The sequence below is a fragment of the Streptomyces sp. NPDC048353 genome (assembly GCF_055587165.1).
The window spans coordinates 662919-676978 of the sequence record NZ_JBVJGU010000001.1; the positions used below are offsets into that span (position 1 = coordinate 662919).

The following is a 14060-nucleotide window of genomic DNA, read 5'->3' on the forward strand; positions in this document are numbered from 1 at the left end:
ACCGTTCTCCCTGCGTCGTCACCGTCCTCCCTGCGCTATCACCCCCCGCCGTCGTCACCCCGCGTCGCCCCCGTCGTGGAGCATCCGCTCATCGGCCGTCACCAGCCGGTCTCCCGCCCGCGCCTGACGCAGTGACAGGTGAGCCCGGCGGCCGCGGAAGGTCAGCGTCATCAGCTGGTTGCCGAACCACGGGCCGCCCGCCTTGCGCCAGTCGATCACCGGCCGGCCCACCCGGCCGTGCCGGGCGAGCGCCCGTCCCAGGCGGCGGCCCACCCGGCTCCAGCCGAAGCGGAAGCCGACCCGGATCGAGGCCGGCACCGCGTTGTGCAGCGGCGAGCAGGTCAGCTGCACCACGTGCGCGCCCGGCCCCGACGTGCGAGACCCCGCACCCGGACCCGTCGCGACGGACCCCAGGCGGCCCCCCGCCTCCGGCCATTCGGGCTCCGCCACGTACGCGTGGTGGACGTCCCCCGACAGCACGCACACCGTGGCCGGCGCCTGTGGCCCGCCGGCCACCTCCGCGACCAGCGCCGTCAGCGCCTCGAAGGACTCCGGGAACGCCGCCCAGTGCTCCAGGTCCGCCCGCTGGCGCAGGTCCTCCGCCAGTCGCGCCCAGCGCCCGTCGGGCCCGCCCCGCTCGCCCCGGCAGAGCGCGGCGTTCCAGGCCTCGGCGTCGTGGACGAGCGGAGGCAGCAGCCACGGAAGGGAGGTGCCGATGAGCAGGTGGTCGTACGAGCCGGGGTCCGCCAGCGCCTGCGCGCGGACCCAGTCGGCCTCGGCCGGGTCGAGCATCTCCCGGGCGTCCTCCCGCAGGACGCGGGCGGCCCGGGTGTCGATCATCAGCAGCCTGGTCCGGCCGAAGTCCCGCCGGTAACTCCAGCGCACGCACGCCGGATCCGTGTCCGCCTCCGCCGCGAACCGCCGCAGCCGCTCCGTCCCGTCGGGCGCGGCGCACACCTCGGCGTACAGCGGGTCGGCCGTCAGCTCCGCCGGGGAGAGGTTGCCGAGGTGCTGGTAGACCCAGTACGACATCAGCCCGCTCAGGATCCGCTCCCGCCACCAGGGCGTGGCCCGGATCCGCGCCAGCCAGGCGGCGCTCGTGTTCCAATCGTCGACGATGTCGTGATCGTCGAAGATCATGAAGCTGGGGACGGTGGAGAGCAGCCAGCGGACCTCGGGGGCGCGCCAGGACTCGTCGTAGAGCCAGGTGTACTCCTCGTAGTCCCCGACCTCGGAGCCCGGCGGGTCGCGCGGGTCGCGGCGGGCTGCCAGCCGGCGGCGGGTGACGGCGGAGGTCTCGTCGGCGTACACCTGATCGCCGAGCAGCAGCAGGACATCGGGGCGATCGGCGTCCGCTCCGGTGGCGAGGGCCGTCGCCAGGGTGTCCAGGGCGTCCGGGCCGACCGGGTCGCGGCCGGTCGCGGGCCTCGCCGCCCAGCGGCAGGAGCCGAAGGCGACCCGGAGGGTCTCCTCGCCGTCGGGGGCCGGGGTGCGGATGGTGCTCGGCGGGAACGGCGAGTCGGGCAGCGGCCACACCCGGCGGCCGTCCAGCAGCACCTCGTACGGGCTCGCCTTGCCCGGGGTCAGGCCGGTCACGGGGATCAGGGCGTAGTGATGACCGGCGATCTGGAACGTACGGGTCCGGCCGCCGGCCCCGTCCGCGCAGCGGATCTCCGCCGTGCAGGGGCGGTCGGCCTCGACCCACACCGTCGCGCTGTCGCCCGTCACCCCGTCGACGTACCGCAGCACGGGCCCGAGTCTGAGCCCGACCGCGGGTCCGGGCACGCGTTCCGGCGTGACCGCGAGCCCCGGCGTATCGGGGATCCCCGGCGGGACCGTGGGTCGCGCCGCGCCGCTCGGCCCGTCCGGGGTTCCGCGGGTCGCTGTGTCCTTGGGTGTTTCTCCGGGTCCGTGTCCGGCGTCCATCGTGGCATCCCCTCCGTCGCTCCGCCGTACGGTACGGAACGACGGAGGGTGCAGGAAGCTTTCCCCGCGTGCCGTCGAGGGGCGTCGAGGCTCGTCAGCAGCCGTTGAGGACGGACTGCAGGGCGCTCTTCTCTGCGGAGTCGACGCTCAGGTTCCAGTGGTACTTCACGTGCACCCACATGCGGGCGTACGTGCAGCGGTACGCGGTGCGCGACGGCATCCACTTGGCCGGGTCGAGGTCGCCCTTGGCCTGGTTGACGTTGTCGGTGACGGCGATGAGCTGCGGGCGGGTGAGGTCGTTGGCGAAGGCCTGGCGCTGGGAGGTGGTCCAGGCATTGGAGCCCGAGCGCCAGGACTCGGCGAGCGGCACGACGTGGTCGATGTCGAGGTCGGACGCGGCGGTCCAGGTGGCTCCGTCGTACTCGGAGTACCAGCTGCCGCTGACGGCGGCGCAACTGGAGTCCTGGACGACGTTCACCCCGTCGCGCTTGAGGACGACCTCGCGGGTGTTGCAGGCGCCCGACTGGGTGCTCCAGTGGGGGAAGAGGTCCCGGCTGTAGCCGCTGGTGGAACCTTCCGCCTTGACGGTGAGTGAGGCGAGGTACGTACGGGCCGTGGCGGCGCTGACCGGGGTGGGCGGCGCGGCCTGGGCGGCGGGGGCGGTGGCGAGGAGGCCCGTGACGGCCAGGGCGGCGGTGGCGGTGAGGACGCTCGCGCGACGGAGGGTGCGACGCGCGTAGACGCTGGCGGCGAGCATGTGAACTCCCTTGACGTGGGGGGACCTTGTCCGTGCCGTGCGCCGGCGGGCGCCGGGCGGCCCGGTCATCGTGGCGGCGCCGGGTTGCGGTAGGGGGTGCGCCGGGTAACAGCGTGACGACATGGGCACGTCACATCAAGAGGTGCGGGGAGGGTGACGGGCCGACAGATCCCTTTTCGGCCCTAGGGGGTGTCTTGTCGATCGGGCCGGGCCCGATGGGCAGGACACCCCCTAGGGTTGCGGCGTGCTCCTGGACGTCAATGTCACTTTCGGGGTGGTTCTCGCCGTTCTGCTCGCCGTGGCCGCGGGGGTGGTCGCCGTCGCGCGCCTGGGCCGGCCGCGCGACAGTCTGATCGCCGGCGGGCGGGCGGCCGTCCAGCTCGTGGCCGTGTCGCTGGTGATCGGCTGGGTGATGCGCCATGTGCCGCTGCTGCTGGGGTTCCTGCTGCTGATGTTCGCGGTCGCGGTGTGGACGGCGGGGCGACGGGTCGTCCCCGCGCCGGGGCGCGGCTGGTGGTGGGCCGCCGCGCCGATCGCGGCGGGGGTCGCGCCGGTGGTGGGGACGCTCGTGCTGACCGGTCTGGTGCCGGTGCGCGGGGTCGCGCTGATCCCGGTGACCGGGATCCTCATCGGCGGTGCCTTGACGGCCACCGTGCTCGGCGGGCGCCGCGCCCTGGACGAACTGGAGACGCGGCGGGGCGAGGTGGAGGCCGGGCTCGCCCTGGGCCTCCTCGTGCGGGAGGCCCGACTGGAGGTGGCGAGGAAGGCGGCCTCGGACGCGCTGCTGCCGGGGCTCGACCAGACGAGGACCGTGGGCCTGGTGACCCTGCCGGGGGCCTTCGTGGGGATGCTGCTCGGCGGCGCGTCACCCTGGGAGGCGGGGGCGGTGCAGCTGTTCGTCCTGGTCGCCCTGATGGTGGTCCAGGCGGTGGCGGTCGCGGTGGTGCTCGAACTGGTGGCGCGGGGAAGGCTGGCGCGGGCGCCTCGCTGACGGGTCACGGCGCGGGGAAGGCCGGCGCGGGGCGCCCCGCACTGACGGGCCGGCGCGAGCGACCCGCCGGTGGACGGGCGGCTCGCCCCCGCCGGAGCCTCTTCGGCGAGTGAGCCGAAGGGGCGCGCGGCTGTCGAAAGGGAGGTCGCGCGCAGGTCCCGAGGTACGAGGGACCGAGCACGTCCGACCGTCGGCAGTCGCACGAAGCGCGCCGGAGGCGAACCAAGCCGCGGGAGCGAGAGCCCCGTAGGGGCTACAGGACCGTCAGCTCGATCGTGCCGTCCGCCGTGGTGGTGACCCGGAGGGACGTCAGGTCCGCCACATGGGCGTCCGGTGCCAGGGCGGCCGCGCGGGGGCCCACGCCGACGACGCGCATGCCCGCCGCGCGACCCGCCTGGATGCCCGCCTCGGAGTCCTCGAAGACGACGCAGTCCGCCGGACCGAAGCCCAGCTCGGCCGCGCCCTTGAGGAAGCCCTCCGGGTCCGGCTTGCTGGCCCCGACGCACTCGGCGGTGACCCGGACGTCCGGCATCCGCAGCCCCGCCGCGCTCATCCGGGCCGCGGCGAGGGCCGCGTTCGCCGAGGTCACCAGGGCGTGCGGCAGGGCGGCGATCGCGTCCATGAAGGCGGGGGCGCCCGGGACGGGCACGACACCGTCCAGGTCGGCGGTCTCCTCGGCCAGCATCACCCGGTTGTCCGCGTAGTTCTGCTCCATCGGACGGTCGGGAAGGAGCACGGCCATCGTCGCGTACCCCTGGCGGCCGTGGACGACCTTCAGCGCCTGCTCGGGGTCGAGTCCGTGGCGGACGGCCCAGCGGCGCCAGCAGCGCTCCACGACGGCGTCGGAGTTGACGAGTGTGCCGTCCATGTCGAGGAGGAGGGCGCGGGCGGTGAGCGTTGCCGGGGTGACGGCGGCCATGAACGGTCTCCAAAAGGGGTGGGCGGAGAACGAAGTGGACCCGCTCACCGGTCAGGGAGTGCGAGCGGGGCCACTTTGTTCCTACACGATACAAAACAGGGGGCGCTCACGCCAACCCGTTCCGTATGACGGACCTCACCCGCTCGTCTCGGCCTCCAGTGTGCGGCGCGTATGAGGTCCGTAGACGCCGTACGGGTCCTCCCATATGTGCTTGTACGACTGGTAGAGCGCGACCGCCTCCTCGACCTCGTCGTCGTACCTGCCGTCCGCCCGGCCGTCGTACGCCCCCACCTGGCGCAGCCGTCGCTGCAGCTCCTTGACCTCGCCCCCGGTGTCCCCCGGGCGCAGGGTCGTCCCCTCGGGGGTCTCGGTCGGGGCGACGGCCGGGGCGGAGGGGGCGCGGCTCGGCGAAGGGGACCCGGGCCCTCCGGCCGCCGGGGAAGAAGGCGCCACCGAGTTTCGGGACGCCGAGGCCGAGGGGCTCGCCGTGCGGGCGGAGGGTGAGGCGGAGGCGGACGGGGTCCTCGACGCCGTGGGTGAGGGCGACGCGCTCGCCGAGGTGGACCCGGAAGGCGAGGGGTTCGGGGACTCCGTCACGGCGACGTTCTCCGACGCGCTCGCGGTGACCGTGGGCACGGCCGCCCGGTCCTCGGCGTCGTCCCCGCCGTCGAGCATCCCGGCCGCGAGGGCCGCCGTACCGATCACGGCCACGGCGACGGCCGCCGCGAGCGCCACGAACACGCCGCGCCGCCGCGTGGCCGGCCCCTCCCGCCGGGCCCCGGAACCCTGGCCGGTCTCGAAGCCGGGGTCGCCGACCACCCCGCGCAGCAGCAGCGGCATCGTCTCGGACGGATCGCCGGCGGGGTGCGCGTGCGGGATGTGCGGGGTGTGTGGGGGAGTCGGCGCGCCGGGCGCGGGCGCCGTCACCGGCAGCGGCGCGGTCACCTCCGACGACGACGGGGGCGGCGGCGAGAGTGGAGAGGACGGTGAGAGCGGTGAGGGTGATGAGAGCGGTGAGGGCGGCAACGCCGACGGCGAGGGTCCCGGCCCATCCGCCCCCGCCGACTCCGTGCCGTCCGCCGTCCCCGTGCCGTCCGCCGACCCGGTGCGGCCCGCCGTCCCCGGCCGCTCCGCCGGCCGCGCGCCGGGAGACCGTGCCCCCTGGGGCGGCGCGGGAGCGTCCCCGGGCGCCGCCCTCGGCGGATCCAGCGTCACGTACGGCCGTATCCGCAGCGGGTCGAAGTCCTCCGCCGCCGCGATCTCCGCCCGGGCGCAGGCGCAGCCCCGTCTCTCTACACCGCAATCTGGACAGACGCGTCCGGCCACAGTGGGTCCCCTCCCCATTCCGATTGCGAGCGATTATGCAGGCCCACCCGAACGGCCCAGGAACAGCCGTTCCCTTCGGCAGGCCATAACAGGACATAACGATCAATATGGGGGGTACGCAGGATCCGCGGAGGAGACCCGAGGAGAGTGCCCATGGCCCAGGAAGTACGCGCGCCGGACGTCGGCGGAGGCCCCGCCCCGGGGGAGGGGCAGAGCCACCGGACCGTCATCGTCGCGATCGGTGCGCTGCTGCTCGGCATGCTGCTCGCCGCACTCGACCAGACCATCGTCTCCACCGCCCTGCCGACGATCGTCAGCGAACTCGGCGGCATGGAGCACCTGTCGTGGGTCGTCACCGCCTACATGCTCGCCTCCACGGCGGCCACGCCCCTGTGGGGCAAGCTCGGCGACCAGTACGGCCGCAAGAAGCTCTTCCAGGCGGCCATCGTCCTGTTCCTCGTGGGCTCCGTCCTCTGCGGCATCGCCCAGAACATGCCGCAGCTCATCGCCTTCCGCGGCATCCAGGGCCTCGGCGGCGGCGGTCTGATGGTCCTGTCGATGGCGATCGTCGGCGACCTCGTCTCGCCCCGGGAACGCGGCAAGTACCAGGGCCTGTTCGGTGCCGTCTTCGGCACCACCAGCGTCCTCGGACCACTGCTCGGCGGGCTGTTCACCGAACACCTCTCCTGGCGCTGGGTCTTCTACATCAACCTGCCGATCGGTGTCGTCGCCCTCTTCGTCATCGCCGCCGTGCTGCACATCCCGGCCCGGGGCACCCGGCACACCATCGACTACCTCGGCACCTTCCTCATCGCCTCCGTGGCCACCTGCCTCGTCCTGGTGGCCTCCCTCGGCGGCACCACCTGGGGCTGGGGATCACCGCAGATCATCGGGCTCGCCGTTCTCGGCGCCGTCCTCCTGGTCTGCTTCGTGCACGTCGAGAAGCGGGCCGTCGAGCCCGTCCTCCCGCTGAAGCTGTTCCGGATCAGGACCTTCACCCTCGTCTCGGTCATCAGCTTCGTCATCGGCTTCGCGATGTTCGGCGCGATGACCTATCTGCCGACCTTCCTCCAGGTCGTCCAGGGCGTCACCCCGACCATGTCCGGAGTCCACATGCTGCCGATGGTCGTCGGCATGCTCCTCACCTCCACCGCGTCCGGCCAGATCGTCTCCCGCACCGGCCGCTGGAAGGTCTTCCCCCTGGCCGGCACCGCCGTCACCGCCCTCGGACTGCTCCTCCTGCACCGCCTGACGGAGACCAGCTCCACCTGGGCGATGAGCGTCACCTTCTTCGTCTTCGGCGCCGGACTCGGCCTGGTCATGCAGGTCCTGGTGCTCGTCGTGCAGAACGCCGTCTCCTACGAGGACCTCGGCGTCGCCACCTCGGGCGCCACCTTCTTCCGCTCCATCGGAGCCTCCTTCGGCGTCGCCATCTTCGGCACCCTCTTCACCAACCGGCTCATCGACAACCTCGGCGACGCCCTCGCCGGGCAGGAGGTGCCGCCGGGCGTCGACGGGGGGCGGTTGGCCGCCGACCCGCGCACCATCGATGCGCTCCCGCCCGGCCTGCGCCCCTCGGTCCTGCACGCGTACGCCACCTCGATCACCGACGTGTTCGTGTACGCGGCGCCGGTCGTCCTGGTCGCCTTCGTGGTCGCCTGGTTCCTCAAGGAGGACAAGCTGCGCGGCTCCGTCACCGCCCCCGACACCAGCCAGACGCTCGCCTCCAACCCGGTGCAGCGGTCGTCGTACGAGGAGTGCGCCCGCGCCCTGTCGGTGCTGGGCTCCCGGGAGGGACGCAAGGCGGTCTACGAGAAGATCACCGACAAGGCGGGGCTCGACCTGCTGCCGGCCGCGAGCTGGCTGCTGCTGCGGATTCGCCGCCACGGCACCGTCGAGCCGGTCCGTCTCGCCGAGACCACACCCGTACCGCTGCGGGCCGTCACCGAGGCGGCCCGGCAGGTCGAGGAGCGACGGCTGGCCCGGCGGGAGGGGCTGCAGCTGATCCTGACCGACGCGGGCGTCGAGACGGCCGCCAGGCTGGCCACGGCGCGCGAGGAGTCCCTGGCGGAACTGCTCGGCGACTGGTGGGGGCCGGAGCGGCCGACGGACCTGGTCCAGCTGGTGGAGCAACTGACGGCCGAGTTGTGCGGCTCGGACGCGGAACGGCCGCACGGACACCAGCCACCGCGCGACCACCACGCCTGACGAACGACGCTCGACGCTTGACGGGCCGGGCCCCGACCCGCGAGGCCCCGACCCGCGAGGCGCGGTCGCCGGGCTCGCCGGGTGCTTCGCTACACCGCCTGGGTGAGGGTCTTCCCGTACCAGATGTCCATGTACGGGCCTTCGCAGTACGCCGGTATCTCCGCGTATCCGTGGCGGACGTAGAGGGTGCGGGCCTCGATGAGGTCGAGACGGGTGTTGAGGACCATCCGCCGGGCGCCGAGCGCGTGCGCGGCCGCCTCCAGACCGCCCATCAGGAGTCCCGCACCGCCGTTCCCCCGGAAGGCCGGCCGGATGTACACCCGGGTCAGTTCGGCGCGCTCGCCGTCGAGCAGCAGGACACCGCCGCAGGCCGCCGGCTCGCCCTTGAAGGTGCCGACGAGGAACTTGCCGGTCGGCGGGGTCAGCAGCTCCACGCCGTCACCGGCCAGTCCCTCGTCGATCTCCGCCTCGGTCGCGGGCCGCTTCCAGTAGCGGCTCGCGACCTCGGCGTAGTAGTCGCGGCGCAGGGCGGTGGCGGCCGGGGTGTCGACGCGCTCGGGGGAGAAGTGCCAGGTCATGCGCGCCATTGTGAGGCGTGCCGGGCCGGGGCCGCCTCCCGTTTACGCGCCCGCCTCGGGCGGCTACTTCGGGGAGGCCTGCTGGACGACCTCGAACGACCACAGGGTGGACCCGGTCGCCGCGGGCTTCGGCCGCTCCGCCCCGCTCTCGGCCTCGCCTCCGGAGGTGCCCTGGTGGGCCGCCTTCATCGAACCGTTCATCCAGTTCTGGAAGTCCTCCTCGCTCCGCCAGCGTGTGTACACCAGGTACTGGTCGGTGCCCTCCAGCGGGCGCAGCAGCTCGAACCACTCGAACCCGTCGGACCCCTCCACGGCCCCGGCCCGAGAGGCGAAGCGCCGCTCCAGCACCTCGCGCTGCTCGGCGGGCACGGTCAGGACGTTGATCTTTACGACGCTGGGCACACGACACCTCTCAGAGAACACGGGCCGGGCGGGGAGCCGGGCCTCGATCACCTGCGTGCAGTCTGCTACATCGGTGGGCGGGTACGGATGACGGGAACCGGCGAGGCGACCCCTGGAGGCGGCCGGCACCCCCGGGGCGGACAGGCGGACAGGCGGACAGGCGGACCGAGCGGTCCCGGGAAGGCCGGGTCGTCGGAAGGCCGGGGGCGGGAGAGGGAGGGCGTGGAGATGGGCGGAAGGGATCCGGGCGCGTACGCGGAGGCCGTGCGGGCGCTCGCGGAACGGTGGCTGCCGCGGTTCGGCGACCAGGACTTCGTGTGTTCGCCGGCCGGGCTGTGGCTGGCGCTCGGGGCGGTGGCCTCCGGGGCGCGGGCGGATACCGCACGGGAGTTGGGGGAGCTGCTCGGCGTCGACGCCGGAGAGGCGGCCGGGGCCGTGACCCGGGCCGGACGGTGGCTGGGCCGGACCGGAGGGTTGGCCGTGGCGACCGGCCTGTGGAGCGCGGTGCCGCTCCTCGACGGCTTCCGGCGCGGGCTGCCCGACGTGGGGTTCGGGACGCTGGCCGGAGCCGGAGCCGGAGCCGGAGCCGGAGCCGGAGCCGGAGCCGGACCCGAAGCGGGAGCCGGACCCGAAGCCGGAGCCGAAGCGGGAGCGGGTGGCGCGCAGGGGGTGATCGACGCATGGGTGGCGGAGGCGACCGGCGGCCGGATCGGCCGGCTCCCGCTCGCGCTCGACGGCTCCGAGGATCTGGTCCTGGCCAACGCCCTGGCCCTGAAGGTCGCCTGGCGCCACGCGTTCCCCGTCGAGGCGACGCGGGACGAGCCGTTCACCGACAGGCACGGCGACACCACCTCCGTACCGACCATGCACCAGCGGATTCCCTCCTCCTGGGCCTGGCGGGTGGGCGGGACGACCGTCGTCGAACTGCCCTGCGAAGGACCCGCAGGGACGGGGAGGGCCGAAGGGACCGAGAAGGCGGAGGAGTTCGAAGGGAGCGCCGCGCGGGTGCGGTTCGTCCTCGGGGCGGCCGGCGCCGAACCGGCCGGGACCCTCGCCGCCGCCTGGGCAGGGGACGGCAGGCGCGAGGCGCTCCGGGCCGACGGTGTCGCCCTCGCCCTGCCGCGCTTCTCCCTGCGGACCAGGACCGATGTGCACGGTCGGCTTCCCGCGCTCGGGATCACCCGGGCCATCCGCCCCGGGGCCGACTTCTCCAGCCTCTCGCCCCGGCCGCTGTACCTCGCCAAGGCCGTCCAGGAAGCCCTCGTCGAGGTCGCCGAACAGGGCGTGGAGGCCGCCGCCGTCACGGCCGTCGCCATGACCCGCAGCGGTGCCGCTCGCCGGAAGGTGATCGAGGAGATCGCCTTCGACCGGCCCTTCGGTGTGGTCGTGCTGGACGCCTCGGGCGGGACGCCGCTCTTCACCGGCTGGCGGTCGAGCGCGCCCCGGCCCCGCACCGGCGCCGACGGCGAGGCGTAGTTCCCGCTCCGGGCGTCCCGTCCCCGCCGCCCCCGGGCGCCCCGGGCGTCAGCTCACCACGCGGGCCAGCAGCAGCCCGTCGTACCCCTTCGTCCCCACCGTCTGGAACGCCGTGGCGTCCAGGCGGGGCTCCCGGGCGACCAGGTCGAACATCTCGCGCGTGCCGGTGATCGCCGGGTCGTCGGGGTGCTCCTCGGCGACCTTGCCGGCCCGCCCCACGTTGTCGACGATGATCAGCGTTCCGGGGCGGGCGAGCTTCAACGCCCAGGACACGTAGTGCGGGTTGTTCACCTTGTCGGCGTCGATGAAGACCAGGTCGAACGGGCCCGCCCCCTCCGCCTCCAGCCGGGGGAGGGTGTCGAGCGCCGCGCCCGTGCGGACCTCGACGACCTTGTCGAGCCCGGCGCGGGCGACGTTGGCGCGGGCCACGTCGGCGTGCGCGGGGTCGTACTCCAGGGTGATCAGCCGGCCGTCGGCGGGCAGGGCGCGGGCCAGCCAGATCGTGCTGTAGCCGCCGAGCGTGCCGATCTCCAGGACCGACCGCGCCCCCGTCGTCGCCGCGAGCAGGTGCAGCAGCTTGCCCTGGTTGGGCGCGACGGCGATCTCGGGCAGCCCGGCCGCCGTGGAGTCCCTGAGCGCGGCGTCCAGCGCCTCGTCGGCGGGGACGAGCCGATCGGTGAAGTAGTGGTCGACAGCGGTCCATTGCTCCTGATTCATACGGCCGAACCTACCCCGGCGCTCCGTCGCCGTCCGCGGATCGCCACGACCGCCGCGACCCCGGCGACCAGGGCTCCGGCGACGGTCAGGAGCCACACCGGGACGCCGTCGCCGACCGTGAGCAGCCGGTCGGAGTAGAGGGTCTCCCGGTAGGGGGTGTCGGCCACCGCCTTCAGTTCGTGGTCGCCGTCGATGCGCGCGGGCCGGGGGAACTCCTGCCGCAGCGCCGTGAGGTAGACCCGCTGCCCGCCGGTGAGGTCCGCGACCGCGCCCTGGGGCTGTACGGGCCCGGCGAAGCGGACCTCGGGCCGTGCCCCTCCGATGGTGTCGCGCGGTTCCATGCGGTGGTCGGCGAGGACGTACAGGTGGAGCGACTGGGGCGTCTTCGCCAGCCGGGAGAGCCGCATCGGATAGACCGGCCGGTCGCTGGCGAAACGGATCCGCAGCGGGTCGAGCTCCCCGCGCAGCACCGCCCCCTCGTCGTCGGGCGCGAGGCGCACGGCGACGTACTCCCACTTCCGGTCGGTGTACGGCCTGAGTTCGGTCGCCAGCCGGTCGGACAGCTCGAAGCCGTTCCGTTCCAGCCAGCCGCTCAGCGCCTCGGGGGCGGCGGTGGTCAGCCGGGCCACGTCGAAGGGGCCGAGCCGCTCGCGTCCGACGACCCCGACGTCCCCGGCGGCGCTGCCGGGCGGGGCGGCCCCGGCGCCGTCGGTGTCGCCGTCGGTGAAGGGCCAGTCGCCCCCGCGCGGCCAGAAGTAGTGCCGGTCGACGTGGGCGGGCCGGGTGAGCCGGTCGAGTGCGTCGAAGAGCGCCGCGTCGCCGAGCCGGACGTCTGCCCGGCTCGGTACGGGCATGATCCAGGCGGCCCGCTCGGCGTTCCCGCGCACGGTGAACCGCATGACGATCTCTTCCGTGCGGCCGTCCCAGCGTACGGCCGAGGTCTCCCGGTCCACGCCGATCGCCTGGGCGCGGTCGGTCACCATGGCGCCGCAGCCGCACGCGTACGCCGGGGCGACCAGCGAGCCGAGCTGGAGCGCGAACAGCGCGACGATCATGGCCAGAATTCTCTGTCTCCCCCGCATGCGGGCTCAGACGCGCGGCCCGGGCGTCCGGTTCCGTGCGCGGCTGCTCCCGGGTGTCCCGAGCGTCCCGGACGCCCCGAGCGGGAGAAGAGAAGGCCGGGAGAGGCGGGGCCGGGAAGGCGAGGGCGAGGCGAGAGAGGCGGGGGCCGGGCGCAGGGGGGATGGGCCCCCGCCTCCCACGTCAGCCGGCCACGCGGACCCGCAGTTCCTTGATGCCGTTCAGCCAGGCCGCCCGCAGCCGGCGGGGTTCGCCCGCCAGGGTCAGGTCGGGCAGTTCGTCGGCGAGGGCGTTGAAGATCAGCTCGATCTCGTTGATGGCGAGGGACTTGCCCAGGCAGAAGTGCGGCCCTCCGCCCCCGAAGCCGAGGTGGGGGTTGGGGTCGCGGGTGATGTCGAAGGCCTCGGGGTGCTCGAAGACGTCGGGATCGTTGTTGGCGGAGGAGTAGAAGAGTCCCAGCCGGTCGCCCTTGCGGATCTTCTGCCCGCCCAGCTCGGTGTCCTGCGTGGCCGTCCGCTGGAAGGAGACGACCGGGGTCGCCCACCGCACGATCTCCTCGGCGGCGGTCGCGGGCCGCTCCCGCTTGAAGAGCTCCCACTGGTCGGGGTGGGTGAGGAAGGCGTGCATGCCGTGGCTGATGGCGTTGCGGGTGGTCTCGTTTCCGGCCACCGCGAGCAGCAGGACGAAGAAGCCGAACTCGTCCGAGGAGAGGTTGCCCTGCCCCTCGGCGGCGACCAGCTGGGTGACGATGTCCTGGGCCGGACACTCCTTGCGGGCCGCGGCCAGGTTCATCGAGTACCCGATGAGCTCCATCGCTGCCTCGGCGCCGATCTCCTCGGTGATGGCGTACTCCGGGTCGTCGTACGCGACCATCTTGTTCGACCAGTCGAAGATCCGGGAGCGGTCCTCCTGCGGTACGCCGATGAGTTCGGCGATCGCCTGGAGCGGCAGCTCGACGGCGACCTGGGTGACGAAGTCGAAGGTGCCGTCCGTGCCGGCGTTCCGCCTCGCCTCCTCGACGATCGCGCGGGCGCGGGCGCGCAGCGCCGCCTCCAGCGTCCGGATCGCGCGCGGGGTGAAGCCGCGCTGGACGATCTGACGGACGCGGGTGTGCTCGGGCGGGTCCATGTTGAGCATGATCAGCTTCTGGACCTCGATCTGGTCCCGGGTGATGTGCTCGTTGAAGCGGATGACGGCGGTGTTCTCGGTGGAGGAGAACAACTCCGGGCGCGTGGACACGTATTTGACGTCCGCGTGGCGGGTGACGGCCCAGTAGCCCTCGTCGTCGAACCCCGTGATGCCCCGTGGCTGCGGGCACCACCACACCGGCGCGGTCTGCCGCAGCCGCGCGAACTCCGGGAACGGGATGCGGGCCTGGAGCAGGTCGGGGTCGGTGGCGTCGAACCCTTCGGGGAGGTGAGGGCAGGGCATCGGCAACACACTCCATGTCTGAGACGCGTTCGTCTGACGGTCCATCAGAAGCTCCCGGAAAGGTAGTAACGAGTTCTACAAGTGGCAAGGGCCGTGGCGGGAACTGTTGCGGGGAAAGGGTGCAGAGGGTACGTGCACGACCCTTGCGTACCGGCGGTAGCAGTCATAAGACTGCACTCAGAACTAGAACGCGTACTAGTTCCCTGGGGCGGAGTGCCGGGACACCCCGCCGGGGCGAGGAGAGGACGA

General features: G+C 73.4%; 12 protein-coding genes. 3 read left to right on the forward strand and 9 right to left on the reverse strand.

The window, feature by feature from the left end; all coding sequences use genetic code 11:
- Positions 1–54: 54 nt before the first annotated feature.
- Both ACZ6RC_RS02955 and ACZ6RC_RS02960 read right to left on the reverse strand, forming a co-directional pair.
- Positions 55–1749, reverse strand: coding sequence for an alkaline phosphatase D family protein (locus tag ACZ6RC_RS02955; RefSeq protein WP_469578897.1), 1695 nt, complete (start codon positions 1747–1749; stop codon positions 55–57).
- A 271-nt stretch (positions 1750–2020) separates the two neighbouring features.
- Entirely contained in the window at positions 2021–2683 is a 663-nt protein-coding gene (locus tag ACZ6RC_RS02960; protein ID WP_391141070.1) for an HNH endonuclease family protein, read from the reverse strand.
- 244 nt (positions 2684–2927) lie between these two features.
- Between ACZ6RC_RS02960 and ACZ6RC_RS02965 the strand changes: the two genes are divergently transcribed.
- A complete protein-coding gene (locus ACZ6RC_RS02965; RefSeq protein WP_391141068.1) occupies positions 2928–3674 on the forward strand; it encodes an ABC transporter permease in 747 nt (248 codons plus the stop codon).
- A 253-nt stretch (positions 3675–3927) separates the two neighbouring features.
- On the opposite strand, the gene ACZ6RC_RS02970 is transcribed toward ACZ6RC_RS02965, so the two are convergent.
- Positions 3928–4593, reverse strand: a complete 666-nt coding sequence (locus tag ACZ6RC_RS02970) for an HAD-IA family hydrolase (protein WP_469578900.1) — start codon at positions 4591–4593, stop codon at positions 3928–3930.
- Between the two features lie 135 nt (positions 4594–4728).
- Positions 4729–5538 carry a peptidoglycan-binding domain-containing protein gene (locus ACZ6RC_RS02975; protein WP_469578902.1) on the reverse strand — a complete coding sequence of 270 codons (810 nt, stop codon included), beginning with the start codon at positions 5536–5538 and terminating at the stop codon, positions 4729–4731.
- Positions 5539–6072: 534 nt separating this feature from the next.
- On the opposite strand from ACZ6RC_RS02975, the gene ACZ6RC_RS02980 reads away from it, so the two are divergent.
- Entirely contained in the window at positions 6073–8127 is a 2055-nt protein-coding gene (locus ACZ6RC_RS02980; RefSeq protein WP_453615722.1) for an MDR family MFS transporter, read from the forward strand.
- Between the two features lie 89 nt (positions 8128–8216).
- Here ACZ6RC_RS02980 and ACZ6RC_RS02985 read toward each other — a convergent pair whose 3' ends face one another.
- Both ACZ6RC_RS02985 and ACZ6RC_RS02990 read right to left on the reverse strand, forming a co-directional pair.
- Positions 8217–8714, reverse strand: coding sequence for a GNAT family N-acetyltransferase (locus ACZ6RC_RS02985; RefSeq protein ID WP_469578904.1), 498 nt, complete (start codon positions 8712–8714; stop codon positions 8217–8219).
- Between the two features lie 54 nt (positions 8715–8768).
- Positions 8769–9107 (reverse strand): antibiotic biosynthesis monooxygenase family protein, encoded by a 339-nt coding sequence (locus ACZ6RC_RS02990; RefSeq protein ID WP_391141059.1) that lies wholly within the window; start codon positions 9105–9107, stop codon positions 8769–8771.
- Between the two features lie 228 nt (positions 9108–9335).
- Here ACZ6RC_RS02990 and ACZ6RC_RS02995 point away from each other — a divergent pair, with 228 nt between their 5' ends.
- Positions 9336–10583 (forward strand): serpin family protein, encoded by a 1248-nt coding sequence (locus tag ACZ6RC_RS02995; protein ID WP_469578907.1) that lies wholly within the window; start codon positions 9336–9338, stop codon positions 10581–10583.
- 48 nt (positions 10584–10631) lie between these two features.
- Here the strand turns inward: ACZ6RC_RS02995 and ACZ6RC_RS03000 are convergent, their stop codons facing one another.
- The 3 genes from ACZ6RC_RS03000 to ACZ6RC_RS03010 all read right to left on the reverse strand — a co-directional run bounded on the left by ACZ6RC_RS03000 (position 10632) and on the right by ACZ6RC_RS03010 (position 13811).
- Entirely contained in the window at positions 10632–11300 is a 669-nt protein-coding gene (locus ACZ6RC_RS03000; RefSeq protein ID WP_453615714.1) for an O-methyltransferase, read from the reverse strand.
- The gene (locus tag ACZ6RC_RS03005) at positions 11297–12355 is read right to left on the reverse strand and encodes a DUF2330 domain-containing protein (RefSeq protein WP_469578909.1); all 1059 of its coding nucleotides are present in this window, start codon (positions 12353–12355) and stop codon (positions 11297–11299) included. The genes ACZ6RC_RS03000 and ACZ6RC_RS03005 overlap by 4 nt, the downstream gene beginning before the upstream one ends.
- 208 nt (positions 12356–12563) lie before the next feature.
- Positions 12564–13811, reverse strand: a complete 1248-nt coding sequence (locus ACZ6RC_RS03010; protein ID WP_391141048.1) for a cytochrome P450 — start codon at positions 13809–13811, stop codon at positions 12564–12566.
- Positions 13812–14060: the final 249 nt, after the last annotated feature.

What these genes read in the sequence shown, in the direction of transcription:
- ACZ6RC_RS02970 (WP_469578900.1), bottom strand. Translation starts at nt 4,593, where the DNA reads ATGGCCGCCGTCACCCCGGCAACGCTCACCGCCCGCGCCCTCCTCCTC.
- ACZ6RC_RS03005 (WP_469578909.1), bottom strand. Translation starts at nt 12,355, where the DNA reads ATGATCGTCGCGCTGTTCGCGCTCCAGCTCGGCTCGCTGGTCGCCCCG.
- ACZ6RC_RS03010 (WP_391141048.1), bottom strand. Translation starts at nt 13,811, where the DNA reads ATGCCCTGCCCTCACCTCCCCGAAGGGTTCGACGCCACCGACCCCGAC.
- ACZ6RC_RS02985 (WP_469578904.1), bottom strand. Translation starts at nt 8,714, where the DNA reads ATGGCGCGCATGACCTGGCACTTCTCCCCCGAGCGCGTCGACACCCCG.
- ACZ6RC_RS03000 (WP_453615714.1), bottom strand. Translation starts at nt 11,300, where the DNA reads ATGAATCAGGAGCAATGGACCGCTGTCGACCACTACTTCACCGATCGG.
- ACZ6RC_RS02960 (WP_391141070.1), bottom strand. Translation starts at nt 2,683, where the DNA reads ATGCTCGCCGCCAGCGTCTACGCGCGTCGCACCCTCCGTCGCGCGAGC.
- ACZ6RC_RS02995 (WP_469578907.1), top strand. Translation starts at nt 9,336, where the DNA reads ATGGGCGGAAGGGATCCGGGCGCGTACGCGGAGGCCGTGCGGGCGCTC.
- ACZ6RC_RS02980 (WP_453615722.1), top strand. Translation starts at nt 6,073, where the DNA reads ATGGCCCAGGAAGTACGCGCGCCGGACGTCGGCGGAGGCCCCGCCCCG.